Genomic DNA, 23,770 nt, shown 5'->3' on the forward strand with positions numbered 1-23,770 from the left:
CTCCGCCCTTGCCTCGTCTCCAATCTCGGGCGCGGAGCGAAGGATCTACTGTGCGTTCCGAGAGGCTCGCGTAACGTGCGAACCCCGGGCGAACGGCGAGAACTCACTTCGAAGTTCTCGCCGTTTCTTCTGTGCCTCGTGTCGCGCGGCGTGTGTCGCGGGTGGCGGAGACGTGGTGCGGGGTTGAACGGCGGCGGGTTGCGGCGGTAAAATGGTTCAGGGCATATGCGGGCGGCACAGCGGGAGGGACTCAGTGGAAGCAACCATCCGATGCTCGGAGGAGGATCTGCGCTCGGCGCGGCAGATCTGCGAGCGGGTTCTCGAGGCGGAAAGAGACCGTGTCGCGCGGGTCCTGTTCCACGGGTCGCGCGTGAGCGGGCGTCCGCGTCGGACGAGCGATTTCGACATCCTCGTGGTCGTCCGGGATCCGGTGGACGATTGGGTGGCGGACAGCCTGCGCCTTTCTGACCTGTTCAACGACTTTCCCTGGCCCGTGGACGTGCAGGTTTTCGGCGAGACCGAGTACAATGCGTCCGTCTCCGTACCCGGCACGCTGGCGTATCCTGCGTCCACGCGCGGCGTGTTGCTGTATGAGCAGCCATGAGCTGCGCGCAGCGTTAGCACGATCATACGTTGCGTCCGCGAGTGACGACTGGGGTAGAAGCAGGTGTAGCGGATGCTGGCTTGCCAGCGAGTCCGATGGGATTCCATGCACAACAGGCGATCGAGAAGCTGCTGAAGGCTCTGCTGATCACGTACGGTGTCGAACCGGAAGAACAGCACAGCATCGCACGGCTGGTGCAGCAGGTTGCGAGACTCGACCGTGCCGTCGCGGAAGCAATCGGTTCAACGACCCAGCTCACCCCATTCGCGGTCCATCATCGTTAGCCGCCCCGCAAACCCCTATCGGCACGCGCGATCGGCCGGCACGAGGTCCTTGATGTCGTGCGGGTGGCGCGTGATGCGTATCCGGTTCTGGAGGCCGCGATCAAGGCTCGCCTCGCAACGTGATGGCGGGATCCGCCCGGCGCGCCTTGAACCGCGCCCCTGCCGTGCGTTAAGTTGCGCGTTCGCTCCGATCGATCCCTATCCCGGTCTTCATACATGCGCTCCGACGAGATCCGCACCCGGTTCCTCGACTATTTCGCCCGGCAGGGGCACACAGTCCGGCCGTCGGCGTCGCTGGTGCCGGGGGATGATCCCACGCTGCTGTTCACGAATGCGGGGATGGTGCCGTTCAAAAAGGTGTTCCTGGGGGCGGAGAACCCAGGGTACACGCGGGCGTCCACCTCGCAGAAGTGCGTGCGCGCGGGCGGCAAGCACAACGACCTGGAGCAGGTGGGCGTCACCGCGCGGCACCACACCTTCTTCGAGATGCTGGGCAACTTCTCGTTCGGCGACTACTTCAAGCGCGACGCCATCCGCTTCGCGTGGGAGCTGCTGACGGAGGAGTACGGCATCCCAAAGGAGCGGCTCTGGGTGACGGTGCACTACACCGACGACGAGGCCGAGAAGCTGTGGCTGGAGATCGCCGGGGTGAAGCCGGAGCGCATCTTCCGGCTGGGCGACAAGGACAACTTCTGGCAGATGGCCGACACCGGCCCCTGCGGCCCGTGCAGCGAGATCCACTTCGACCTGCGTCCCGAGGGGGAGCGCGGGACCGAGGTGTCGAAAGAGCAGTTCGAGGAGCTGGGCGAGGAGGGGCAGTTCCTGGAGATCTGGAACCTCGTCTTCATGCAATATGACCGCGACGCGGACGGCAACCTCAACCCGCTCCCCGCTCCGTCCATCGACACGGGGATGGGGCTGGAGCGCCTCGCCTCCGTACTTCAGGGGGTGAAGGCGAACTACCTGACCGACCTCTTCACCGACATCATCGACCGCGCGGTGGCGACGGTGGGGGTGCCGTACGAGTACGACACTCCGCAGGGCGTGTCGTACCGCGTGCTGGCCGATCACGGGCGCGCCACGGCCTTCCTCCTGGCGGACGGCGTCTTTCCGTCCAACGAGGGGCGCGGCTACGTGCTGCGCCGCATCCTGCGCCGCGCCGTCCGACACGCCTACCTCCTCGGCCGCCGCGAGCCGACGCTGGTGCACGTGGTGGAGGCGGTGATCGACCGCATGGGCGGCGTGTTCCCGGAGCTGAACGCGCGCCGGGAGTACATCCTGCGCAACACGCGGGCGGAGGAGGAGCGCTTCCTCGCCACCGTTGATGCCGGGATGAGGCGCTTCGACGAGCTCGCCCCCGCCGGCGGGAGCGGCACGGTGAGCGGCGCGGACACCTTCCGCCTGTACGACACCTTTGGCTTTCCACCCGACCTCACCGAGCTGATGGCCGCCGAGCGCGGCTACTCGGTGGACATGGAAGGGTTCGAGAACGAGCTGGAGGCGCAGCGCCGCCGCTCGCGCGAGGACCGCGCGGCTTCCGGCATCGGCGTGGGCGCGGACGCGCTCGCGGACGGATGGGAGGCGGTGGGCGATGCGGCCGGCGCGGAGCAGGACTACGCCGCCTACCGCGCCGTCTCGCTGGACACGGACATCCTCGCCTTCCGGCGGATGGAGGACGGGCGCGTGGCGCTGCAGCTCCGCGAGAACCCGTTCTACGCCGAGAGCGGCGGCCAGGTCGCCGATGCGGGGCACGTGCGCGGCGACGGGTGGTCGATGAAGGTGGACGAGGTGAGGAAGGTGAGCGGGCGCGTCGCCGTCGTCGGGCCGGTGGAGGGTGACTTCGCGCCGGGGCTGGTGCGCGCGGAGGTGGAGGAGCCGCCGCGCCGTGACACGGAGCGCAACCACACCGCCACGCACCTCCTGCACGCCGCCCTGCGCGCCGTGCTGGGCGAGCACGTGCACCAGATGGGCTCGCTGGTGGCGCCGGAGCGGCTGCGCTTCGACTTCTCGCACAGCGGGCCGATGACGCCGGCCGAGATCAGCGACGTGGAGGGGCGCGTCAACCGCGCGATCTGGGCGAACACGCCGGTGGAGCCGCGCGAGATGGGGTACCAGGACGCGATCGGCCTCGGCGCGATGGCGCTCTTCTCCGAGAAGTACGGCGACGTGGTGCGCGTGGTGGACATCCCCGGCGTGTCGATGGAGCTGTGCGGCGGCACGCACGTGCGCAGCACGGGACAGATCGGGCTCTTTCGCATCGTGTCGGAGAGCGGGGTGGCCGCTGGCGTGCGGCGCATCGAGGCCGTCACCGGGCCGCAGGCGTTCGAGCGCGTCCGCCGCGACGAGGCGACGCTGCGCGAGCTGGCCGCCCTTCTGAAGACCCGCGAGGAGAACCTCCTCCCGCGGATCCAGCAGGTGCTCGGGGAGCAGCGCGAGCTCCAGCGCGCGCTGGAGAAGGCGCGCACCCAGGGCGGCGCGGACGTCATCGGCCGCCTCCTGGAGTCCGCGCACCAGGTGGATGGCGCGCGCGTGATCGCCTCCACCGTGGACGTGGCGGACGCGGACGAGCTGCGCGCGCTGGGCGACCAGCTTCGCGAGCGGCTGGGGAGCGGCGTGGCGGTGCTCGCCGCCGCTCTCGGCGACCGCACCACGATCTTTGCCGTCTCCACCGACGACATGGTGACCCGCGGCGTGCGCGCGGACCGGGTGGTGCGCGAGGTGGCGGCGCTGGCGGGGGGCAAGGGCGGCGGCAAGCCGCACATGGCGCAGGCCGGCGTAACGCAGCCGGAACGCGTGCCCGAGGCATTGGAGCGCGTCCCGGAGATCGTCCGTCCGATGCTGGCCGGAGCGTGAGCGCCGCCGCGGACTGGCTGCGCGCCCGCCTCGCCGACGCGCCCCCGGCCCTGCTGGAGCGGATGGTCGCGGCGCTTCCAGAGGATGGAGAGGTGCCGGAGGCGCTCGCGGCGGGGGCGATGTCGCTGTACGAGCAGGTCCTGCGCGGCACGGGGGGGCGGGAGGATGCGCTCCCGCTCCTGGCTGCGGACGCGCTCCTCACCCACGCCCTCGAGGCCCGCGCCGAGATGGATGCGGACGGGATGGGCGAGTTCGCGGAGGCGTGGGGCGGAGCGGGGAGGATCGGGGTGCTGGCGGAGGGGTGAACACCGGGGGATGAACGCCGGGCGCCGAAAACCGGGGGCTGAAGCCCCCGGCTGGAACGACGGGAAGCCCACTGAAGTGGGCTCGAGAAACGCGGGATTGGACCCGGAGTCCGCGCAGGCGGACTTTGTGCGGTTGTTGCCGCGAGTTCACTCGCCCTCAAGGGAAGAGCCACAGGTGAGCCACCAGCATACCTCGGGAGGGAGTGGATGGCGATGAACCGGTGGATCGTGTGCGGGTGCCTCGCGCTGGCGGCGTGCGGAGGCGGCGCGAAGGAGGAGCCGAAGCCGGGGGCCGGCGAATCGCCGATCCTCAGCGTCGAGCCGCCCGCGAGCGCGAGCAAGTTCTCCCGCGCGGACACGGCGTGGTCCGTCACGCCGCGGGGGATCGGGTCGGTGAAGGTGGGGTCGAATGCGCGGGATGCGCTGGGGCTCAACGTGACGCTCGCGGACGCGCCGGGCGCCACACAGGCGTGCGCGTACGTGAGGTCCGGCCGCCTGCCCGCCGGGGTCGGGGTGCTGGCCATCAAGGGCGAGGTGGCGCGCATCGACGTTGACTCCGGAAGGGTGGCGACGCTGGAGGGCGCGCGTATCGGCGACCCCGAAACGCGCATCCGGCAGATCTACGCGGGGCGCGTGAGACAGGAGCCGCACAAGTACACCGACGGGCACTACTTGGTGGTGACCCCCGCGGACAGCGGATTCCGCATCATCTTCGAGACGGATGGGAAGGCCGTGACCAGCTATCGCGCCGGGCGCATGCCCGAGGTGGCATGGGTGGAGAAATGCGGGTGAGGGCGCGCGTGCTGGCCGCCGCGGCGCTGGTGCTGGCCGGGTGCGGCGAGGAGAGCGGCGACTTCAACGGGCGCGTGGGCGGCACCATCGAAGGGCCGCTCAGCGGGACCTCCTGGTACTGCGAGAGTCCCGGCGGCGTCCTGCTGACGATGGAGGACGAACGGCGCAGATCGGCGATCTCCTTCGCCGGGGCGCCCGGCTCCATCTCGCCGGGCGCCTGGCTGCTCGGGATGGAGCCGCAGCCGGGCGGCTTCAAGGTGGACGCGGCCCTGAGCGGCTATCCGGACCCCGACGCCGAACGCCTCGCGATACACGTGCGGGGCGGCAAGCTCACCATCGACGCCGTGCGCGACGGGGTGGTGTCCGGACGCTACGAGGCGGAAACCGTCACCACCGACGTGATGCCGACGATCCATCCGGACGGGCGGGTGGGGCGGGTGCCGAACGCGGCGGGGACGCTGGTCGGCTTCTTCAAGGCGGCGCGGCGGGAGTGCCCGTCGCCCGGCGCGGCGAAGTCGTAGCGTTCTGGCACCCGGGGTGCGGCGGCGATACGTTTCGCCGCCCGGCACCGCACCCGAACCGTACTCCAATGCCCGACATCCTGAAGCTGCTGGCGCAGGCCCGCGCCGCCGAGAAGGCGCAGGCGCTCTTCTACCGTGCCCTCGCCGCGGAGGCGGAGGAGCGCGGTGCCGCGGCGCTTGCCGAGCGCTACAACGACCTGCACGCGGACGAGCAGCACCACCTCTCGCGGCTTTCGGTGCGGCTGATGGAGATGGGCGCACCGCTCGTGGAGCTGGGCGAGATGAAGGGCGATCTGGTGGGGATGGACGGCTGGGAGCCCGCCGCGCGCCTCCGCGAGGAAGCGGAGGTGCTTCGCTACGAGGCGCTGCTGTCCGAATCCCTCGATCCAAAGACCGACGCGTTGCTCCGCGAGATCCTGGACACGGAGCGGCACCACGCCGAGGAGCTGGGGGGCAAATGGACGCCGGCCTGAGCATCGACCTGCGCGGGCGGCGCGCCCTGGTCACCGGCGGCTCGCGCGGCGTGGGGAAGGCGACGGCGCTCCTCCTGGCCCGCGCCGGCGCCGACGTGGGGATCGGCTACCTGAGCCGCGCCGGCGAGGCGGAAGCGGTGGTGGCCGAGCTGCGCGCGCTGGGCGTGCGCGCCTTCGCCGCGGCGGCGGACGTGGGGATGGCGGAGGGGGCGCGGCTCCTCTTCGACCGGTGCGAGAAAGAGCTCGGCGGGGTGGACATCTTCGTCGGCAACGCGGGGGTGTGGCCGCCGGACGACGTGCCCATCGCGGAGATGGCGGAGGAGCAATGGGCGCGGACGATGCGCGCCAACCTCGACTCCATCTTCCACTGCGTGCGCCTTGCCGCGGCGCGCATTGGGGATGGCGGGCGCATCGTGCTGGTGGCCTCCACCGCCGGGCAGCGCGGCGAGGCGGGGCACGCGGACTACGCGGCAAGCAAGGGCGCCGTCATCTCCCTCACCAAGTCCGTGGCGGTGGAGCTCGGCCCGCGCAACGTCACCGTCAACTGCGTGGCGCCCGGGTGGATCGACACGGAGATGGTCGCGGGGCCGATGGCGGGAGAGGGGCGCGCGCGCATCGAGGCCGCCATCCCCCTGCGCCGCATTGCGTCGGCCGAAGACGTCGCGGGGCCGATCCTCTTCCTCTGCTCCCCGCTGGCCCGTCACCTGACGGGCGAGATCCTGAACGTGAACGGCGGGAGCGTGCTCTGTGGCTGACGCACTCCCGAGGGTGGTGCTGATCGCCACGGGCGGCACCATCTCCATGAAGATCGACGCGGAGAGCGGCGGCGCCATTCCGCGGCTCACCGGCGCGGAGATCCTGGAGGCCGTCCCGGGCGTGGACCAGGTAGCGCGGCTGGAGGTGCGCGAGTTCGGGCGCTACCCTGGGCCGCACATGACCATCGATCGGATGTGGGAGCTGCGGCGCGCCATCCTGAACGCCATCGCGGAGGGCGGGGTGGACGGCGTGGTGGTGATGCACGGAACGGACACCATCGAGGAAACGGCGTACCTCCTCGACCGCTCCATGCCGGCCGCGGTCCCGGTGGTCATCACGGGTGCGATGAGGAACTCCAGCGAGCTCTCGTGGGACGGCCCCGCCAACCTGATGAGCGCGGTGGAGGTGGCCGCCAGCCCCGAGGCGCGCGGGCGCGGCACCATGGTGGTGATGGACGAGGAGATCGTGCAGGGTGCCGAGGTGGTGAAGACGCACACCGAGGCGGCGGGCACCTTTCGCTCGCCCAACTGGGGTCCGCTGGGGATCACGGACAAGGGGCGCGTCCTCTTCTACCGTGAGAGCCGCCGCAAGCCGCCGCTGGAGCCCGAGTCGCCCGTCACCCTGGTGGACCTGGTGAAGGTGGTGGCCGGGATGGACTCGCGGCTGGTGGAGGCGTCGCTGGACAGCGGCGCCCACGGGATCGTGCTGGAGGCGATGGGGCGGGGGAACGTGCCGCCCGCGGTGGTCCCCGGCGTGCGCCGCTGGGTGGAGGCGGGGCGGCCGGTGGTGGTGGCGTCGCGCTCTGCGCGGGGGCGGGTGCTGGACACCTACGCCTACCCCGGCGGCGGTCACGAGCTGCGGGAGATGGGCGCCATCTTCGCGGACCACATGACGGGCCAGCAGTCGCGCATCGAGCTGATGCTGGCGCTGGGCACGTACGGCGGCGACCTGGCCCGCGTGCGCGAGGTGGTGGAGGCGGGCCGCTACGCCCCCTGAGGTCCTTGCGTCCCGTGCGGGCGCGGGTGAGTATTGCGAACGTCGTCCCGCCGGCCGGGTGCCTCGCCCGGCCTTCCGCACCCCATCCCGGAGTCCGGTATGCGCCTCCCCCTCCGCGCGGCCACGCTCGCCCTGCTGCTGGCGTCCGCGGCGTGCATCTCCGCGTCGCAGTCCGGCGGGGGCTCCCTTGCCGCCCGCGATGGCACCAAGATCACCGCCGACGAGATCCGCTCCTCGCGCCGCGCCAACGCGCTGGAGCTGGTGCAGGCGCTGCGGCCCGAGTGGCTCCGCAAGCGCAGCAACACCTCCACGCTGCGCCGCGCGCGGGTGTCGTACTCCGGCCCGGACGACGTGCTGGCCTACCTGGACGGCCAGCGCCTCGGCACGGTCGAGTCGCTCCGCTCGATCCCGGTGGACGACGTCGAGATGATCCGCCACTACACCGCCTCCGGCGCCCAGCAGCGCTTCGGCGACGGGCACCCGAACGGCGCCATCGAGATCATCACGAGGCGCGGGGGGAGCTGAGGCGTCGGGGTGAGGCTGGTTTGGTCTGAACCCGGCGGTGCCGGGGGCTGAAGCCCCCGGCTGGAACCACGGGAAGGCGGCTGAAGCCGACTCGACCACACCGGCATCAGACCCGGAGTCCGCGCAGGCGGACTTTGTGCTGTTGTTGCAGCGAGTTCACTCGCCCGACGGCCCCCTGCACACAATCCCAACCCCCGCAGCCCCTTGATCCTCACCCGCCGCGACTTTCTGAAGGCCGGCATCGCAGCCGCGCTCACGCCGGGGGCGTCGTTCGCGATGCCGCCGCGCGCCTTTTCGTTCGCGTTCTTCTCGGACACGCACCTGGCGCTGGGGCGCAACGAGCGGGAGTGCAGGGCGATGATGGAGGAGATCGCGAGCGGCATCCGCCCTGACTTCGCGGTCAACGGCGGGGACGTGACCGATTACGGGTGGCGCGGCGAGTACGATGGGTACGCGCGCGTGCTGGCCGGGATGAGCTTTCCCGTGCACCACATCCCCGGCAACCACGACGTGCGCTGGTCGCCGCTGGGGCCGCAGATATTCGCGAAGTACTGCGGCGAGCCGTTCCGCTCGTTCGCCCACAAGGGGTGCCGCTTCGTCCTCCTGGACAGCTCGGTGCCCCTTTCGCACTGGGGGCACTTCGAGAGCGGGCAGCTCCGCTGGGTGGAGCGCGAGCTGCGCAGGGTGGGGCGCGAGACGCCGGTCTTCGTCTTCACCCACCACTGGGTGGGGCGCGACCGTGTGATGGTGGACAACGAGAACGAGCTCCTGCGCGTGCTGGAGCCGTACAACGTGAAGCTCGTCTTCAACGGCCACGGCCACCAGGACCTCCTCTGGCACTGGAACGGCGTCGCCGGGACGATGAACAAGGGGCTGTACCAGGGCTCGTACCAGCGCGTGGACGTCGACTGGAACGCGGGCGAGGTGCGCCTCTCCCGTCGCACGACGCAGAGGCCCGAGCTTCGTCCGCTCCTGACGGTGCCGCTCGCCCCCCGCCGCGACGCGCGCCCGCTATGGGCCGTGGGCGTGTCGCTGGTGGGCGCGGGCGCGGCGGTTCCCACGCGGGCGGAGGGCGCGCGCGAGTTCCGCTGGAACGAGGGCGCATGGGCTCCGCTCCCGCTCGCCGGAGCGCCAACGGCGGGGCTGCGGCCGGGTGCGCACCTCCTATCGCTGCGCGCCGGCGCGGGAGGTGCGCAGCGCGCCTTCCCCCTGCGCGTGACGGGCACGGATGCAGTGCTCCGCCCGCGCTGGGAGCGGCGCCTCACCGGCGGCGTCATGTCGCACCTGCGGCTGGCGGATGGTGTGCTCTTCGCCAGCGCGATGGACGGCTCCATCACCGCACTCCGCGCCAGCGATGGGACGCAGCTCTGGTCGGCGCGCACGGAGGGGTACTGCCACTCGTCGCCCACGGTGGATGCGGGGCGGGTGATCGTGGGGAGCGCGGATGGCGGGGTGTACGCCTTCGATGCGCGCACCGGGCGTCGTCTGTGGAAACACGCTACGGGCGGGCCGGTGTACGCATCGGCGGCCGTGGCGGGGGGGATCGCCGCCATCGCCTCGGGCGACGGGACGGTGTACGGGCTGGATGCGCGCACCGGTGCCGTTCGCTGGCGCTTCGCCCTCCCGGCGGGCGACACGGCGTTCGCGCAGAGCCCCGCCGCAACGGACGGCGAGCGCTTCTACGTCGGCGCGTGGGACCGCAACCTGTACGCGCTGGAGGTGGCCACGGGGCGCGAGGTGTGGCGGCGGCAGTGCACGGACAAGTCGTTCGCGTACTCGCCGGCCATCGGCGGGCCGGCGGTGGGGGGAGGGCGGGTGTACGTGCCGTCCAACGACAACGTGCTGCACGCCTTCGATGCCGCCACCGGCGCCCCACTCTGGCAGGCTACCGCGCCCGGAGACAAGTTCGGCTACTCCTCGCCCACCCTGGTCGGCGACCGCATTTACGTTGGCTGCCTTGGCGACAAGGGGCAGGTGCGCTGCGTCTCCGCCACCGACGGCCGTGAGCTGTGGATGGCGGAGACGGGCGGCGAGATCTACGACTCCTCTCCCGCCGTCAGCGACGGTCGCGTGGCGATCGGCTCCGTGAACGGCACGCTGCACCTCCTCGCGGTGGAGGATGGGAAGCTGGTCGCGCAGCACCGCTTTCCGGCGGGCCATTTTCTCGCCTCCCCGGCGGCGGGCGAGCGCTCCGTGTACGCCGCCACCTTTTCGGACGTGGTGATGGGGTTCGACGTGGCGGGTTGATGCGGATGTGACGGCGGCCAGCGATGCCGCGCAGGACACGGGCAGCCACGTGGGGCGGCCCGTACGGAAGCGGTGCACGAGGCAGAGGTCGGGACGGATGCAGGGGCGGGTAGACACGCAGGTCTGCCCATACGGCATTGATGCGGGGTGCGGAGGTCGCGGCGGGGGCGAGGGAGGGCGCGATGAATCGCGCCCCTACGAGGCATCCAAACGCGAGGAACGAGCGGGGGTGAGGGCCGACCGTCATACGACGGCCGGCCCTTTTACCGTTACAAAGATTCGTGACGCATACCTCTTGCATCCGCAGCGCCGCCGCCTTATCATTTGCGAAAGTTCTGCACATCGCTCACCAGACTTAAGAAAGTTAAGTGAACGGCCAGCCTCGCCTCGACGACGTGGATACCCGGCTCCTGGAGATGCTGCAGGAGAACGGGAGGACTTCGCAGCACGACCTCGCGGTGGCGGTGGGGCTCTCGTCGCCGGCGGTGGGGGAGCGGCTGCGGAAGCTGGAGGAGCGCGGGATCATCCGCCGCTTCGCCGCCGTGCTCGATCCCAAGCTGCTGGGGCGCGACGTCACCGCCTTCCTGGCGGTGGGGATCGCGGGGTCCAGCTATTACGAGGAGTTCAGGGCGCGCGTGCTGGCGCACCCCGAAGTGCTGGAGTGCCACTCGATCACCGGCCAGGGCTCGCACCTGCTCAAGGTGCGCACCGACACCACCTCCGGGCTGGAGGGGCTCCTCGCCGAGATCCAGAGCTGGCCGGGCGTGCAGTGGACGAACACCAGCATCGTCCTTTCGACCATCAAGGAAACCGCTGTGCTCGGCCTCCGGCCGCGCGTGCAGGCGGAGCGGTAGCAAGACCACGACGCCCCCACAACCCGAGCAGAGGAAGGAGCTCCCATGCCCAAGACCGCCGCCCGCTTCGACACCCTGGCAGCCGCCACCTGGGAAGCAGACGAGAGCCGGAACGGAGATGGCGCCGCACGCGGCCCCATGGACATCGAAGGAATCTTTGGCAAGAACACCTTTGGCCTGGCGGAGATGCGCGCGCGCCTCCCCAAGCAGGTGTTCAAGGCGCTGATGAACACCGTGGACCGCGGCGAGGCGCTGGACGCCAGCGTGGCCGACGCGGTGGCGCTCGCCATGAAAGAGTGGGCCACCGAGCGCGGCGCGTCGCACTTCACGCACTGGTTCCAGCCGCTCACCGGTTCCACCGCCGAGAAGCACGACTCCTTCATCACCCCCAACGTGGGCGGGGGCGCCGTCGCCGAGTTCAGCGGCAAGGAGCTGATCCAGGGCGAGCCGGACGCCTCATCGTTCCCCTCGGGCGGGCTGCGCGCCACCTTCGAGGCCCGCGGCTACACGGCGTGGGACCCCACCTCGCCGGCGTTCATCGTGGACACACCGGCCGGCTGCTACCTGTCCATCCCCACGGCGTTCGCGTCGTGGACGGGCGACGCGCTGGACGTCAAGATCCCCCTCCTGCGCTCCATCGCCGCGCTGGAGACGCAGACCCGCCGCGCGCTTGCGCTCTTTGGCGACACGGCGGAGCGGGTGGTGGCCACCTGCGGGCCGGAGCAGGAATTCTTTCTGATCGACCAGGAGTTCTTTTATCGCCGCCCCGACCTGGTGACCACCGGACGCACGCTGTTCGGCGCCAAGCCGCCGCGCGGGCAGGAGCTGGAGGACCACTACTTCGGCTCGATCCCCGACCGCGTCCTTGCCTTCATGACCGAGGTGGAGCGCGAGCTGTACAAGCTGGGCGTGCCGCAGCGCACGCGACACAACGAGGTGGCGCCGGGGCAGTTCGAGATGGCGCCCATCTACGAGAACGCCAACCTGGCGGCCGACCACCAGCAGCTGGTGATGATCACGCTGCGCAAGGTGGCCCGGAAGTACGGGATGGCCTGCCTCCTCCACGAGAAGCCCTTCGCCGGCGTCAACGGGAGCGGCAAGCACCTCAACTGGTCGCTGGGCACCGAGAACGCCAACCTGCTGGAGCCGGGCGACACGCCGCACCAGAACATGCAGTTCCTCTTCTTCTGCACCGCCGTGCTGCGCGCGGTGGAGCGGCACCAGGACCTGCTGCGCTCGGCCGTGGCCTTCGCCGGCAACGACCACCGGCTGGGGGCCAACGAGGCGCCGCCCGCCATCATCTCCGTCTTCCTGGGCACCCAGCTGGCGGACGTGTTCGAGCAGATCGAGCAGAGCGGCACGGCCACGTCCAGCAAGCAGGGCGGGCTGATGGGGTTGGGGACGCACGTGCTGCCGCACATCCCGCAGCACGCGGGCGACCGCAACCGCACCTCGCCCTTTGCCTTCACGGGCAACAAGTTCGAGTTCCGCGCGCTGGGCGCCTCTCAGTCCGTCTCGTGGCCGGCCACGGTGCTCAACACCGTCATGGCCGAATCGGTCGACGAGCTGTGCGCCGCCCTGGAGGCAGAGGTGGAGAAGGGGACTTCCTTCGAGGACGCCCTGCAGCAGCTGATCGCGTCGGAGATCCGCCGCGTGAAGCGCATCATCTTCAACGGCGACGGCTACAGCGACGACTGGCAGGTGGAGGCGGAGCGGCGCGGCCTCCTAAACCTGCGCACCACGCTGGACGCGCTGGAGACGATGGTGAGCGACAAGAACACGGCGCTCTTCCAGAAGTATGGCGTCCTCTCGGCCCGCGAGCTGGAGTCGCGCCACGAGATCGCGCTGGAGACCTACTTCAAGACGATCAACATCGAGGGCGAGACCACCGCGGACGTGGCGGCCACGATGATCCTGCCGGCGGCGTTCCGCTACATGAACGACCTGCTCGCCGCCGCCGAGCGCGCCGCCGACATCAAGCTCGACGCGCGCGGCCTGCACTCCACGCTGCGGGAGCTGAACGGCCTGATCGACGAGCTGCGCGACGCCCTGGACACCCTGCGCACCCACAACGCCGATCTGGGCGGCGACGACGTGCACTCCAAGGCCTACCACATGCGCGACAACATCGTCCCCGCGATGCTCGCCGTGCGCTCCGCCGTGGACCGTCTGGAAAAAATCGTCCCCGACGACATGTGGCCGCTGCCCACGTACCGCGACATGCTGTTCGTGAAGTAACGGCTGGGCTCACAGAGACAAACGGAGGCACAGAGACGCATTCATCTCTGTGCCTCCACGCGCAGCCGGCGGAAGATGATGATGTGGCCGGCGATGGCCGACACCACCATCACGGTGGGGAGCCACACGAACGGGAAGAAGGTGATCCACACGTTCGGCGCATCGAAGAAGCCGATGTTGGGAACGCTGAGCAGCGCGATGGTGAGGATGTTCAGGAGGAGCGCCGCACCGGCGAAATTCCACAGGCGTACGCCCCACAGCGGCATCCGCCCGGCGGCGAGCAGCGCGGCGACGACCAGGGCGCTCGCCCCGGTGAGGATGTCCCAGTTCAGCCCCTCGTAGCTCATCTGCCTGGGCATCACGCCCTCCGTGTACGCGCGGTGCATCAGCAGTTCCAGGGGCAGCCGAAATCCCTGCACGCCCACGAGTACGGCGAGCGGAATTCCCTCCGCGAGGCGCTTGCCGAGCGGGCCCAATCCCAGCCAGAGCGCGACCACCCACGCCGCCAGCACAAGCAGCGGCATCGTGGGCGGGCGCGTCTCGAACGAGAGCCGTCCTGCCGCCGCGGCTACACCGGTCGTGCCCAGCCACGCCGCCGCCCCGCACACCGCGAGCAGTGCCCACCGCCGTTCCTCCACTCGCCCCACCGCCGCGACGAACGCCGCCGCCAGCGCCACCGCGAGCACCACGAACCCTATCGCCAGCCCACCGGACGCAGCAGGGATCATCGCAGGTATTCTCTGGGCGTGCGGACGCTATTCAGCCAGCGCGCGCAGGTGGCCAAGGTGCGTCGTGAAGACGGAGTCCTCCTCCGGCTCGGCGCGCCCGTCGGCGGCCAGCATGGCGAGCGCGAGGCCGCTGAGCGCGGTGACCACCTGGCGCGTGTTCTGGGTGCCGCGCTCCCGGTCCATCGCCAGCACGGATTCCAGGTAGGCGGGGGTGGCGGTCAGGAAGTCGTTGAGCGCGTCCGGATCGTCGGCGAGCTGCACGCTCTCGGCTACGGAGCGGCGCAGTACGTCGTCGCTGGGGTGCTCGCCCGTGGCGGCGCGGAACACCTCGCCGAAGAGCTCCAGCTCGTGCTCGTTCAGGTCGTCATCGCCCCCGGCCAGGACGCCGAGGAAGCGGGTCAGGTGCGCGACGGCGTTCTCGGCCGCGGTGCCCGGGCCGGACCAGTAGCCCTGCTCGTCCGCGTTCACGGCGGCTTCTACGACCAGCCGCGACAGCTCGTCGGGCGGCAGGTGGATGCTGTGGGTCATAATTCGATTAGGGAGGGGAAGGGCGAGCCAGAGAGCGGAGCAAGCTGCACGTTTGGTGCGCCCGCTGCAACCGTACGCCAGCATTCCCCTCCCGCGCTCTGCTCCGGGAGCGGGTCCAGCGGCTCTTTCGTGCGGAACCGTCTCCCCTCCGTCTTCAGCGCCCGCGGAACTTCTGAACCACAGTCGAAGTAATCGCGCGGCAGTTCGAGACAGCCGGAGTGCCCGCCGCGCCGGCGAGCCCCTCCGCGACCGAGTTCGCGAAGCCCCGGTCCGCGCCCGACAGGATCTCGATCGATTCGGAGGCGATGCGGCCGGACACGTCGACGTCGTACTTCACCGTGGTCTCGGACTGCACCCGGCTCTCGGTGGCGCGCATCCCGGGATTGAACCTCAGCGATCCGCGCACGAGCTGCGCCGGCGCTTGCTGAGCCGCAAAGCGCACGACCCCCTCCGCACCCGGCCCAGGGTCAACCCCGAAACCGATCTGCACGCGCACCGAATCGACTCCGCCCGGGAGCGGCGGGAGCTCGGGGCTTGCGGGTGCCGGATCGCGGAAGTGCGCCGCAACCGAGCGGTCGAACGCGCGGTTGCCGGACGTGGAGAGCATCTGCACCGGCCCGGGAGGTGCCGCGCGGAAGAGGGTGACCGCTACGCGCGCAGTGTCGCCCGCGGACGGCAGCCAATCCTGCGGCCAGCGCGGCTCCGGCGGCTGCACACGGCGTTTGAGGCGGGAAAGCCCGGCGTATCCGCCCCGGCCGCGGCTGGGCGGCTCCCACCGCCGCGCCACCGCCTGCGCCAGCGCGGGCCCGAACTCCGCGTCCAGTACAGTTCCATCCGGGATACGGACCGACACCGGGTACCCCACGACTCCAGCGGGTATCGGGCAGGTCTCCGTCGAGAAGGGCGAAGATCGCGCCCGATCCTGCCCCGCAGACGGGGTGGCGACCAGGGCGAGCGAGAGCAGGAATCCGACGCATTGCCAACAGCGATAGGTGAGCACGGTCTGTGGGATTTAAAGAGGTTTCAGCGCGGTGCGGCGGTCTCAGGCCAGCTCGTGCACCGTCTTCCCGGCGTCGAACAGGAACTCGGGAGCAAGGTCCGCCCCGTTTGGCCACTCGATCGTCCCCGTCTCCGGGTTCACCTGGACCTGGCTGAAGAAACGCGAATCGCGGAGCGGCTCGAACACCTTGCCGTGCAACTCGGCCGCGAGATCAACGTCCTTGCCCGTCCCGTTGTTGAACTCCAGGCGTAGCTCGTACCGCTGCAGGTGCGTCACTCCATCCACATGCAGGAACATGCGTAACCGTTGGAAAGAGCGATAATCGGCGGAACAGCTCCGCTCGTGCTGCATCGTCCATTCCAGGAATTCCCCCGATTCCGCAACGAACGGCAGTTTCACACAGAGACACGGAGGAACAGAGAGAATACAGAGAGTCACCGTGAACTCTCCTGTTTCTTGTTGTTCCCTCTGTGTCTCTGTGTGATGGGCGGTTCAAGCAGCAAGGGCCGCCCCGATGTCAGGGCGGCCCTTCTTGATCTGAAATCGAGATGCCCTCAGGCGAGGATCGCCGGCATCTCCTGGCGGTTGATCACCTCGACGATCAGCATCGGCTCCAGCGGCACCACGCGCTCCTCCACCCAGGAGCGGAAGCAGTCGTGGCCGAACTCGCGGGCCGCGCGCGCCTGGTCCGGAAAGCCGAAGTAGTCCGCCCACCCCTCCTGCTCCGCCCTCCACTTGCAGTCCCAGTGGAAGCGGACGTGCCGCTCTTCCGTCGCCGTGCGCACGATGGCCGTGCCGCGATAGAACTCGCACCCGCTCGACCCCCGGATCTCGATTGATTCGATGGCGAGGTCGGGATATTCTAACAGCGCCTTGGTCAGCGTCCGCTCCACCTTGACGGGGGGCGAGAGCCGGTCGAAAGAGATCCGTTCGTTGGGACGGCCGCTGCTGCGAAAGGAGCGGAATGCCGCGCGGAAGGCGTCGCTGGCAGGAGCCTGGAGGAGGAGATCTTGGGTGGTCATCACACGCGCGGCTGGGGTGGAGGGAGCGGTTCGCGATTACAAGATAATTAAGAGTGGCCGATCCGCCAAGCCGTTGCCGCAAATACGCTTGCATTCGCCCGCCCCGGCGGGGCACACGAGGACGATGAACGAACGGAACACGATCCCTTCGTTGGCTGCCGGCCCGCCCCGGAGCGGCGAGGACCGGTGACGGAAACGAGCCCGGAGCTGCGCGCGCCGGAAGAGGTCATCCGCATCACCCGCGTCCTGCAGGATGCGGGGTTCGAGACGTGGACGGTCGGAGGCGCCGTGCGCGACGCCCTGGCCGGCCGCACCCCCGGCGACTGGGACCTGGCCACCGCCGCCCGCCCCCGCGACGTGCAGCGCATCTTCCGCCGCACCGTTCCCGTGGGGGTGGCGCACGGCACGGTGGGCGTGCTGGGCAAGGACGGGCGGATGTACGAGGTGACCACCTTTCGGCGCGACGTGGAGACGGACGGGCGGCACGCGGTGGTGCACTTCGCGGACTCGGTGGAGGAGGACCTCCAGCGGCGCGACTTCACCATCAACGCCGTCGCCTGGCACGCGCTCACCCGCGAGCTGCGTGACCCGCACGGCGGCGTCCCCGACCTGCGCGACGGCGTCCTGCGCACGGTGGGCGACCCGCGCGAGCGCTTCCGCGAGGACCGGCTGCGCGTGCTGCGCGCCCTGCGCTTCGCCGCGCGCTTCGGACTGCGCATCGATGACGCGACCTGGGCCGCCGCGCGCGAGTCCGCGCCCGAGCTCCCGAAGCTTTCCGCCGAGCGGGTGCGCGAGGAGCTCCTCAAGGTGCTGCGCGAGACGGAGCGGCCGTCGACGGCGCTGCGGCTGTACGAGGGATGCGGCGCGCTCGCCACCCTTTACCCAGAGCTGCAGGCGTGCGTCGGCGTGCGCGACGGCGCGGACGCCGTGTGGAGCCACCTGCTGAAGACGGCCGACGCACTGCCGCGCCACCACGTCGCGCTGCGCCTTCCCGCGCTCGTACACGACATCGGCAAGGCGCGCACGGCGGATGTGGGATTCGCGGACCACGCGGCGGCGGGCGCGGCGGCGGCGTTCGGGATGCTGCGCCGCCTCAAGTTCTCCAACGCGGACACGGACCGCGTGGTGCACCTGGTGGCGCAGCACAGCGCCATCCCCGCCTCCGATGCGCCGGAACCGGAGCTGCGGCGGTGGCTCCGCCTGGTGGGCGCCGGCTACGTGCGCGACGTGCTGCGCCTGCGCGTGGCGGACGTGCAGGCGCGCGGCGCGCGCCCAGGCGACCCGCGCCTGCGCGAAGCTGCGGAGCTCCGGCGGCGTGTGGGGAGGATACTGGCCTCCGCGCCCGTGCTCACCCTGGGTGACCTGGCGATCGGCGGCGCGGAGCTGCGGCGGCTCGGCATCCCCGCGGGCCCGTTCATGGGCGAGATCCTCCGCGACCTGCTGGAGCGCGTTACGGACGATCCGTCGCTCAACACCGTCGAAGCGCTGTCCGCTATCGTGCGCTCGCGAATCGACTCCCCGGAGGACTGATGTCGCAACCCGAAGTCTGGCTGCGCGGGCCGATGCCCGGCGTACCGCCGCTGCTGATGCCCGCCGCGCACGCCCTGGCCGGAGCGGGCGAGGACGTCGCGCGCGCGGCCGCCGGGCTCACGGTGGAGCAGCTGTGGGCGCGTCCGGCCGGCGTGGCGTCGGTCGGCTTCCACCTGCGCCACATCCCCGGCGTCCTGGACCGCCTGCTGACCTATGCCCGCGGCGAGTCCCTCACCGACGCGCAGCTCGCCTACCTCCGCGCCGAGCCTGAACCCGGCAATCCCGCGCCTGACGCAGACGAGCTGCTGCGCGGCGTGGAAGAGGGGATCGCGCTCGCCCTCGCGCAGATAGCCGCGACCCGTGAGGAAGATCTCCTGCTCCCACGCGGCGTAGGGCGGCTCCAGCTTCCGAGCACGGTGATGGGCTTGATCTTCCACGCCGCCGAACACGCGCAGCGGCACACGGGGCAGGTAGTCACGCTCAGCCGCATCGTGCGCGGAGGTGCGTCGTGAAGATCGGGATCGTCGGGGCGGGAAACATCGGCGGGACCATGGCGGAGCTGCTGGTGGGCGCCGGGCACGAGGTGGCGCTGAGCAACTCGCGGGGGCCGGATTCGTTGTGCGGGCAGGCGGCCGCGCTGGGGCCGCGCGCGCACGCCATGACGGTGGACGACGCGGCGAGCTTCGGCGATGTAGTGCTGCTGGCGCTCCCCTGGCGCAACCCCGGGGGGCTGCCGGACGCGGAGCGCACGCGCGGCAAGATCGTGATCGACGCGACCAATCACTACACTCTGGAGGGCGGGCTCTTCGACCTGGGCGATTCCACCTCCAGCGAAGAGGTGCTGAAGCGCCTCCCCGGCGCGCGGCTGGTCAAGGCGTTCAACACCATCTACTGGAAGCACCTCGCCCGCAACGGGCGCACCGACCTCCCGCTCCCGGAGCGCCGTGCCATCTTCATAGCCGGGGATGATGCCGATGCCAAGGCGGTCGTCTCGCGCCTGATCGAGGAGATCGGCTTCGCCCCCGTCGACACCGGCACCCTTCGCGAAGGCGGCCGCCGCCAACAGCCTGGCGCGCCCGTGTACGACGTCGAGATCACCCCGCGTGAGGCCGAGGGGTTGCTCGCGTACTGAAGGCGACCCTCCACTCTGCAAGCGGCACATGGGCAGGGGTCGCCCTCAGTTGCATGCGGCGCAGCTAACCGCGCAGCCTGAGAGGGTGGTGAATCGTCAGAGCAGCAGACGAAGGGCACGGCCACTCGCCGTCACCTCCTGAACGGAGCGCCGCCCGATCCGTGCCCCCGTGCCGGAATCCGGGTGCGGAGTGAAGGAAGCGATCTATGCCGCCGGCTCGCCACTAGCCCATGTTCCTAAACCTGGCCTGTACGGAATGCGGCGCGGGGGCCGGTGCGGTATGGGTGGCGTCTGTCGTCTCCTTCACTTCGCGCACCCGCGGCGGCGCGGAGGCAGATGCGGCGCAGCGCTCCGTTCAGGAAGTAGGCGCAGCTTTTTCAACAAGCCTCAGGAGCGCGGCTTCCGTGGGGCGGAACCCGGCCGCCGCGTAGAAGGGGGCGAGGTGCGGCTCGTAGTCGACGTGGAGCCATTCCACGCCTGCCTCCGCAGCCATCGCAGCGGCATTGCGGACGAGCGCGACGCCGATGCCGCGGTGGCGGAATTCCGGGTGCACGGTGGGATCGAGAAGGAACGCGTGGTCGCCGCCGTCCCACGCGACCTTGGCGAACCCGATCAGCCGCCCCGCCGCGAACGCGCCTAAGTGCCCCAGACAGTGCGCGAGCGTCGGGCCGAACGCGCGCGGAGTGTGCCCCGGCCACGACGCCGCGAACAACGCGTTGAGCTGATCGTCGGTTAGAGCCGGACGCGCGACGATCTCCACGTCGTCCCTCATCAGTAGCGGATCGCGTCCAGCGGGCGCTGGCCCGGGAGGGGGAGAATGACGCCGGGGTTGAGGATGCCGAGCGGGTCGAAGGCGCGCTTCATGGCGCGGAAGCACTCCACGATCTCCGCGCCCCAGATGATCTCGATCAGCGGCGCGCGCAGGCGGCCGTCGCCGTGCTCGCCGGCCATGGTGCCGCCGAGCGCCGCCACCCCCTCGGCTACCTCGTAGACGATGGCCTCCACGCGCGCCTTCCACCCCGGCGCGCCGACGTCCACCAGCGAGTTGACGTGCAGGTTGCCGTCGCCCGCGTGGCCAAAGATGACGGCGGGGAGGTCGTTGGCCGCCAGCACGCGCCGCAGGAGGTGCACGTAGCCGGCGAGGCGATCCACGGGGACGACGCCGTCTTCGATGAACTGCATCGAGATCCGCCCGCCGGCCAGCTTCGCGATCAGCGGGCTCGCGGCGTGGCGCACGTGCCAGAAGCGCTCCTGCTCCTGCGGATCGACGGCGATGCTGATCCGGTCCGCCACCCCGCTCAGCGCCTCCTCGACGCGCTCCAGCGCCGCGGCGACGACGTCCACCGAGCTGCCCTCCATCTCCACGAAGAGGATCGCCTCCAGGCCAGGGCGCAGGGGGTAGCCGGGGTCCTCGCCGCCGCTGCGCACCAGGTCGATGAAGGTGCGGTCGATCATCTCGCACCCCGCGGGCTCCAGCGCCAGGATGCGCTGCACGGCGGCCGCGGCCGCGGAGAGGTCGGTGAACTCCAGCAGCGCCAGCCCGCGCGCCGCGGCAATGGGCTCCAGGCGCACCTCCGCGGCCGTCAGCAGCGCCAGCGTTCCCTCGCTCCCCACCAGCAGGTCCACCGCATCGCCGCTCTCCAGGTACTCGCGGAGCGCATAGCCGGACGAGTTCTTTCGGACGCGCGGCCACCGCGCCTCGATCACGGCGCGATGCGGCTCGATGGCGGCGTCCACTTCGGCGAGGATCTCGCGCAGGCGCGGGTGCGCGGGCGGGGCGCCGCGCTCCACGTGAGCGCGCGTGCCGTCAGCGAGAACGACATCCAATGCGTGGACCCAGCGGCGCGTGGAGCCGTGCTTCACCGTGTGCACGCCGCCCGAGTTGTTGGCGATCATCCCGCCCAGCGTGGCGCGCGCGGCGCTGGACGGGTCCACGGGGAAGTGGAGGCCGTGCGGCGCGGCGGCGGCGTTCAGCTCCGCCAGCGTGCATCCGGGGAGGATGCGGGCGCGCCGTGCGTCTCCATCCACCGACACGACCGTGCGGAAGCCGGAGACCAGGTCCACCGCCACCCCGCGCCCCACGTTCCCACCCGGCATCCCCGTTCCGGCGCCGCGGGGGACGAGCGCGGTCCATGACGAGGCGGCCCACTCCACGAGCGCGGCCACGTCGTCCGCATCCGCCGGCACGGCAACGGCGTCGGGGAGCGCGCGAAAGATCCCCGATGCCTCGCCAAAGGGGGTGCAGCGCGCCTCGTCGCCCAGCACCTCGCCCCGGAAGCCGGGGATCACCGGCGCGGCGGCGCGCGGAGGGCCGGCGGGTTGACAGGGAGGGGCGGCGGGGTGCATCGTGGCGCGCTCGGAGGCGGAAACGAAAAACGCTCCCCGCGGGGAGCGTCAGGACGGGAAGGCGCGTTGGGTCAGCCGCCGCAGCTGCCGCAGTAGCCCACCACCTCCACCCGGAACCCTTCGACGCGGAAGCCGTCGCCCACGCGCACCTGGGGGCGGTACGCGGGCTCGGCGGCGTGCACGTCGCGCACCACGCCGCAGCCCAGGCAGCGAGAGTGGTAGTGCTCGTCGGTGCGCGCGTCGTAGCGGGCCGATCCGTCGCCGTACGAGAGCTTGGCGGCCAGCCCGCAGCTCACCAGCGTCTCCAGCGCCTTGTACACCGTGGCCAGCGAGATGTCCGAGATCTCGCCGCGCACCACGGTGAACACCTCGTCGGCCGTGGGGTGCTCGTCGGTGCCGCGCAGGAAGCGGTACACGGCGGCGCGCTGCTCGGTGAACCGCTGGCCGTTCGCCTCCAGCGCTTCGCGGAGGACGGCGTCCACCTCTTCGGGGCGCGGGTGTGCGGTGGTGACCATCGGTATCAGGAGGCGGCCTGGGAGTCGGGCGGGCTCCATCGCGGAGCACCGGCGTTTCCAAGCTAGGGCGGGTTCCGGAGGGTGTCAACTCCAGCGCCCGCGCGCACGTAGCCGCACTCGCCGCCGCCCCGGCACGGACGATGCGCGGGGCGGGCCGTGCGATCCAAACCCAACAGGGAGAGAGGCGTGGCCGGACGACGGGGAAGAGCGATCTGGGCGGGGCTGGCGCTGCTGGCCTTCGCGGCGGGATGCGGGCCCGACGAGGTGGAGCCGCTGCCACCGTTGCAGCGGCCCACCGCGGAGCGGAGGGCGGGCTTGCCGGAGGTGCGGGGGCGGTGGCTCTTCGCGGGCTTCGAGATCGCGCCGCGCGACAGCGCAGCGATGGCGAACAGCGACTACCAGCTCACGCCGCCGGGCGAGTTCCGATTCCTGACGCAGCGGCTGGACTCCGTTGCGGGGCAGTACGGGGTGCCGGGCAGCTTCGTGATCCCGTTCACCGGCGAGGTGAGGAAGGATGGCGTGTTCGCGCTGGTCGCCTTTCCGGGGGAGGGTGTGCAGCAGTTCGTGTCTGGGCGCGTGATGAGGGACACGCTCTGGCTGGAGCTCACCAACGTGCTCTCGGTGGAGCGCTGGCCGCCGCGCACCCGCGCGGCCTTCGTGCGCCGTCCCCGCGGCGCGCCCTTTACGCGGCTCCTGGGCGGCGCCCCCATCATCATCCCGCCCACCCCCGAGGAGCTCGACTCGATCCGCCGCGACTCGATCCGCATGGACTCGATCCGGATGGATTCGATCCAGCGCGCGGGCGTCGCGCCAGGTGTGGTGCCGGGTGCCGTGGCTCCGGGCGGGGTGCAGCCGGCGGTGCCAGGTGCTCCGGTGCAGCAGCCGGGAGTCGCCCGCCCGCCCGTGCAGACGCAGCCGGGTGTCGCGCGTCCGCCGGTGCAGGTACCGCCGGCCGCCACGCCGCGCCCGCGCCCCCCGGTGCGCCGCCCGCCGCCGCCGGCCCAGAACCCCGCGCCGACGCAGGGCCCGCCCGCGCCGCAACAGTACCCGCAGCCGGCGCCCTCCAATCCGCAGCCGTCCATGCCGCGCGAGACGATCAACATCCCGCCGCCACGCCGGTGAAGAGAGGCGGGGTCCCGGGCCGGGACCCCGCCCTTCAGTTGGGGCGAGTGAACTCGCTGCAACAACAGCACAAAGTCCGCCTCCGCGGACTCCGGGTCCATGCCGCGTTCTCGAGCCGGCTTCAGCCGCCTTCCCGTCGTTCGAGCCGGGCGATCCATCCCCCGGCGACCAGCCGCCGCACCGCCCCTACCTCCCCCACCCGATCCCGCCCGCACAGCCTGCGAAGGCAGGCTTCCCGCGGTTGTTGCAGCGGTTTCAACCCAGATCCTGCGTGGAAAAAAGAGCGAGCACCGACTTGAAGTAGTAGATTGTGAGTCACTTCCGCCAAGAAGCCTCTCACACCCGCTACACCAAACCGGTGCTCTGATGCAAGCTATCCCGACTCGCCCATACGTACAA

25 protein-coding genes are annotated in these 23,770 nt (G+C 70.9%); 17 read left to right on the forward strand and 8 right to left on the reverse strand.

The window, feature by feature from the left end:
* The first annotated feature begins 253 nt into the window (after window positions 1-253).
* The 13 genes from VF584_02775 (at window position 254) to VF584_02835 (ending at window position 13,448) form a co-directional block, all read left to right on the forward strand.
* Window positions 254-604, forward strand: a complete 351-nt coding sequence (locus VF584_02775) for a nucleotidyltransferase domain-containing protein (GenBank protein HEX8209084.1) — start codon at window positions 254-256, stop codon at window positions 602-604.
* A 95-nt stretch (window positions 605-699) separates the two neighbouring features.
* Window positions 700-888, forward strand: a complete 189-nt coding sequence (locus VF584_02780) for a HEPN domain-containing protein (protein HEX8209085.1) — start codon at window positions 700-702, stop codon at window positions 886-888.
* A 216-nt stretch (window positions 889-1,104) separates the two neighbouring features.
* Window positions 1,105-3,741, forward strand: a complete 2,637-nt coding sequence (gene alaS, locus VF584_02785; protein HEX8209086.1) for an alanine--tRNA ligase — start codon at window positions 1,105-1,107, stop codon at window positions 3,739-3,741.
* The gene (locus VF584_02790; protein ID HEX8209087.1) at window positions 3,738-4,046 is read left to right on the forward strand and encodes a hypothetical protein; all 309 of its coding nucleotides are present in this window, start codon (window positions 3,738-3,740) and stop codon (window positions 4,044-4,046) included. The genes alaS and VF584_02790 overlap by 4 nt, the downstream gene beginning before the upstream one ends.
* Window positions 4,047-4,253: 207 nt before the next feature.
* Window positions 4,254-4,838, forward strand: a complete 585-nt coding sequence (locus tag VF584_02795; GenBank protein HEX8209088.1) for a hypothetical protein — start codon at window positions 4,254-4,256, stop codon at window positions 4,836-4,838.
* Window positions 4,817-5,359, forward strand: a complete 543-nt coding sequence (locus VF584_02800; GenBank protein HEX8209089.1) for a hypothetical protein — start codon at window positions 4,817-4,819, stop codon at window positions 5,357-5,359. The genes VF584_02795 and VF584_02800 overlap by 22 nt, the downstream gene beginning before the upstream one ends.
* A 68-nt stretch (window positions 5,360-5,427) precedes the next feature.
* Entirely contained in the window at window positions 5,428-5,832 is a 405-nt protein-coding gene (locus VF584_02805; GenBank protein ID HEX8209090.1) for a hypothetical protein, read from the forward strand.
* Window positions 5,817-6,587 carry an SDR family oxidoreductase gene (locus VF584_02810; GenBank protein ID HEX8209091.1) on the forward strand — a complete coding sequence of 257 codons (771 nt, stop codon included), beginning with the start codon at window positions 5,817-5,819 and terminating at the stop codon, window positions 6,585-6,587. Before VF584_02805 ends, VF584_02810 begins: the two co-directional genes overlap by 16 nt.
* Window positions 6,580-7,584, forward strand: coding sequence for an asparaginase (locus tag VF584_02815; GenBank protein HEX8209092.1), 1,005 nt, complete (start codon window positions 6,580-6,582; stop codon window positions 7,582-7,584). Before VF584_02810 ends, VF584_02815 begins: the two co-directional genes overlap by 8 nt.
* 99 nt (window positions 7,585-7,683) lie before the next feature.
* Window positions 7,684-8,109 carry a hypothetical protein gene (locus tag VF584_02820; GenBank protein ID HEX8209093.1) on the forward strand — a complete coding sequence of 142 codons (426 nt, stop codon included), beginning with the start codon at window positions 7,684-7,686 and terminating at the stop codon, window positions 8,107-8,109.
* Window positions 8,110-8,313: 204 nt separating this feature from the next.
* Window positions 8,314-10,356: a PQQ-binding-like beta-propeller repeat protein gene (locus VF584_02825; protein HEX8209094.1), complete on the forward strand. Its 2,043-nt coding sequence runs from the start codon at window positions 8,314-8,316 to the stop codon at window positions 10,354-10,356.
* A gap of 368 nt (window positions 10,357-10,724) precedes the next feature.
* Window positions 10,725-11,210 carry an Lrp/AsnC family transcriptional regulator gene (locus VF584_02830; GenBank protein HEX8209095.1) on the forward strand — a complete coding sequence of 162 codons (486 nt, stop codon included), beginning with the start codon at window positions 10,725-10,727 and terminating at the stop codon, window positions 11,208-11,210.
* A gap of 45 nt (window positions 11,211-11,255) precedes the next feature.
* On the forward strand, window positions 11,256-13,448 hold the full coding sequence (locus VF584_02835) for a glutamine synthetase III (GenBank protein ID HEX8209096.1): 2,193 nt from the start codon (window positions 11,256-11,258) through the stop codon (window positions 13,446-13,448).
* A gap of 41 nt (window positions 13,449-13,489) precedes the next feature.
* On the opposite strand, the gene VF584_02840 is transcribed toward VF584_02835, so the two are convergent.
* From VF584_02840 to VF584_02860, 5 genes are all read right to left on the reverse strand, one after another.
* Entirely contained in the window at window positions 13,490-14,176 is a 687-nt protein-coding gene (locus VF584_02840; protein HEX8209097.1) for a hypothetical protein, read from the reverse strand.
* A 27-nt stretch (window positions 14,177-14,203) separates the two neighbouring features.
* Window positions 14,204-14,704, reverse strand: a complete 501-nt coding sequence (locus VF584_02845; GenBank protein ID HEX8209098.1) for a hypothetical protein — start codon at window positions 14,702-14,704, stop codon at window positions 14,204-14,206.
* Window positions 14,705-14,858: 154 nt separating this feature from the next.
* A complete protein-coding gene (locus VF584_02850) occupies window positions 14,859-15,557 on the reverse strand; it encodes a TonB C-terminal domain-containing protein (GenBank protein HEX8209099.1) in 699 nt (232 codons plus the stop codon).
* 189 nt (window positions 15,558-15,746) lie between these two features.
* Window positions 15,747-16,001, reverse strand: a complete 255-nt coding sequence (locus VF584_02855; protein ID HEX8209100.1) for a DUF2442 domain-containing protein — start codon at window positions 15,999-16,001, stop codon at window positions 15,747-15,749.
* A 257-nt stretch (window positions 16,002-16,258) separates the two neighbouring features.
* Complete coding sequence (locus VF584_02860) at window positions 16,259-16,726, reverse strand: hypothetical protein (protein ID HEX8209101.1); 468 nt, start codon at window positions 16,724-16,726, stop codon at window positions 16,259-16,261.
* 186 nt (window positions 16,727-16,912) lie between these two features.
* On the opposite strand from VF584_02860, the gene VF584_02865 reads away from it, so the two are divergent.
* The 3 genes from VF584_02865 to VF584_02875 are packed head-to-tail and all read left to right on the forward strand — an operon-like array spanning window position 16,913 to window position 19,388.
* Complete coding sequence (locus tag VF584_02865) at window positions 16,913-18,256, forward strand: CCA tRNA nucleotidyltransferase (protein ID HEX8209102.1); 1,344 nt, start codon at window positions 16,913-16,915, stop codon at window positions 18,254-18,256.
* Entirely contained in the window at window positions 18,256-18,768 is a 513-nt protein-coding gene (locus VF584_02870; GenBank protein ID HEX8209103.1) for a DinB family protein, read from the forward strand. Before VF584_02865 ends, VF584_02870 begins: the two co-directional genes overlap by 1 nt.
* Complete coding sequence (locus VF584_02875) at window positions 18,765-19,388, forward strand: NADPH-dependent F420 reductase (protein ID HEX8209104.1); 624 nt, start codon at window positions 18,765-18,767, stop codon at window positions 19,386-19,388. The genes VF584_02870 and VF584_02875 overlap by 4 nt, the downstream gene beginning before the upstream one ends.
* A 355-nt stretch (window positions 19,389-19,743) precedes the next feature.
* On the opposite strand, the gene VF584_02880 is transcribed toward VF584_02875, so the two are convergent.
* From VF584_02880 to VF584_02890, 3 genes are all read right to left on the reverse strand, one after another.
* The gene (locus tag VF584_02880; GenBank protein ID HEX8209105.1) at window positions 19,744-20,160 is read right to left on the reverse strand and encodes a GNAT family N-acetyltransferase; all 417 of its coding nucleotides are present in this window, start codon (window positions 20,158-20,160) and stop codon (window positions 19,744-19,746) included.
* Window positions 20,160-21,734, reverse strand: coding sequence for an FAD-binding oxidoreductase (locus tag VF584_02885; protein ID HEX8209106.1), 1,575 nt, complete (start codon window positions 21,732-21,734; stop codon window positions 20,160-20,162). Before VF584_02885 ends, VF584_02880 begins: the two co-directional genes overlap by 1 nt.
* Window positions 21,735-21,805: 71 nt before the next feature.
* Window positions 21,806-22,249 (reverse strand): transcriptional repressor, encoded by a 444-nt coding sequence (locus tag VF584_02890; protein HEX8209107.1) that lies wholly within the window; start codon window positions 22,247-22,249, stop codon window positions 21,806-21,808.
* Between the two features lie 186 nt (window positions 22,250-22,435).
* Here VF584_02890 and VF584_02895 point away from each other — a divergent pair, with 186 nt between their 5' ends.
* Entirely contained in the window at window positions 22,436-23,371 is a 936-nt protein-coding gene (locus VF584_02895; GenBank protein ID HEX8209108.1) for a hypothetical protein, read from the forward strand.
* Window positions 23,372-23,770 lie beyond the last annotated feature (399 nt).

Source organism: Longimicrobium sp., assembly GCA_036389135.1.
Classification (GTDB): Bacteria; Gemmatimonadota; Gemmatimonadetes; order Longimicrobiales; family Longimicrobiaceae; genus Longimicrobium.

What these genes read in the sequence shown, in the direction of transcription:
- VF584_02880 (HEX8209105.1), bottom strand. Translation starts at nt 20,160, where the DNA reads ATGAGGGACGACGTGGAGATCGTCGCGCGTCCGGCTCTAACCGACGAT.
- VF584_02870 (HEX8209103.1), top strand. Translation starts at nt 18,256, where the DNA reads ATGTCGCAACCCGAAGTCTGGCTGCGCGGGCCGATGCCCGGCGTACCG.
- VF584_02890 (HEX8209107.1), bottom strand. Translation starts at nt 22,249, where the DNA reads ATGGTCACCACCGCACACCCGCGCCCCGAAGAGGTGGACGCCGTCCTC.
- VF584_02840 (HEX8209097.1), bottom strand. Translation starts at nt 14,176, where the DNA reads ATGATCCCTGCTGCGTCCGGTGGGCTGGCGATAGGGTTCGTGGTGCTC.
- VF584_02835 (HEX8209096.1), top strand. Translation starts at nt 11,256, where the DNA reads ATGCCCAAGACCGCCGCCCGCTTCGACACCCTGGCAGCCGCCACCTGG.
- VF584_02855 (HEX8209100.1), bottom strand. Translation starts at nt 16,001, where the DNA reads ATGTTCCTGCATGTGGATGGAGTGACGCACCTGCAGCGGTACGAGCTA.
- VF584_02860 (HEX8209101.1), bottom strand. Translation starts at nt 16,726, where the DNA reads ATGACCACCCAAGATCTCCTCCTCCAGGCTCCTGCCAGCGACGCCTTC.
- VF584_02780 (HEX8209085.1), top strand. Translation starts at nt 700, where the DNA reads ATGGGATTCCATGCACAACAGGCGATCGAGAAGCTGCTGAAGGCTCTG.
- alaS (HEX8209086.1), top strand. Translation starts at nt 1,105, where the DNA reads ATGCGCTCCGACGAGATCCGCACCCGGTTCCTCGACTATTTCGCCCGG.
- VF584_02810 (HEX8209091.1), top strand. Translation starts at nt 5,817, where the DNA reads ATGGACGCCGGCCTGAGCATCGACCTGCGCGGGCGGCGCGCCCTGGTC.
- VF584_02845 (HEX8209098.1), bottom strand. Translation starts at nt 14,704, where the DNA reads ATGACCCACAGCATCCACCTGCCGCCCGACGAGCTGTCGCGGCTGGTC.
- VF584_02820 (HEX8209093.1), top strand. Translation starts at nt 7,684, where the DNA reads ATGCGCCTCCCCCTCCGCGCGGCCACGCTCGCCCTGCTGCTGGCGTCC.
- VF584_02885 (HEX8209106.1), bottom strand. Translation starts at nt 21,734, where the DNA reads ATGCACCCCGCCGCCCCTCCCTGTCAACCCGCCGGCCCTCCGCGCGCC.
- VF584_02795 (HEX8209088.1), top strand. Translation starts at nt 4,254, where the DNA reads ATGGCGATGAACCGGTGGATCGTGTGCGGGTGCCTCGCGCTGGCGGCG.
- VF584_02800 (HEX8209089.1), top strand. Translation starts at nt 4,817, where the DNA reads ATGGGTGGAGAAATGCGGGTGAGGGCGCGCGTGCTGGCCGCCGCGGCG.
- VF584_02805 (HEX8209090.1), top strand. Translation starts at nt 5,428, where the DNA reads ATGCCCGACATCCTGAAGCTGCTGGCGCAGGCCCGCGCCGCCGAGAAG.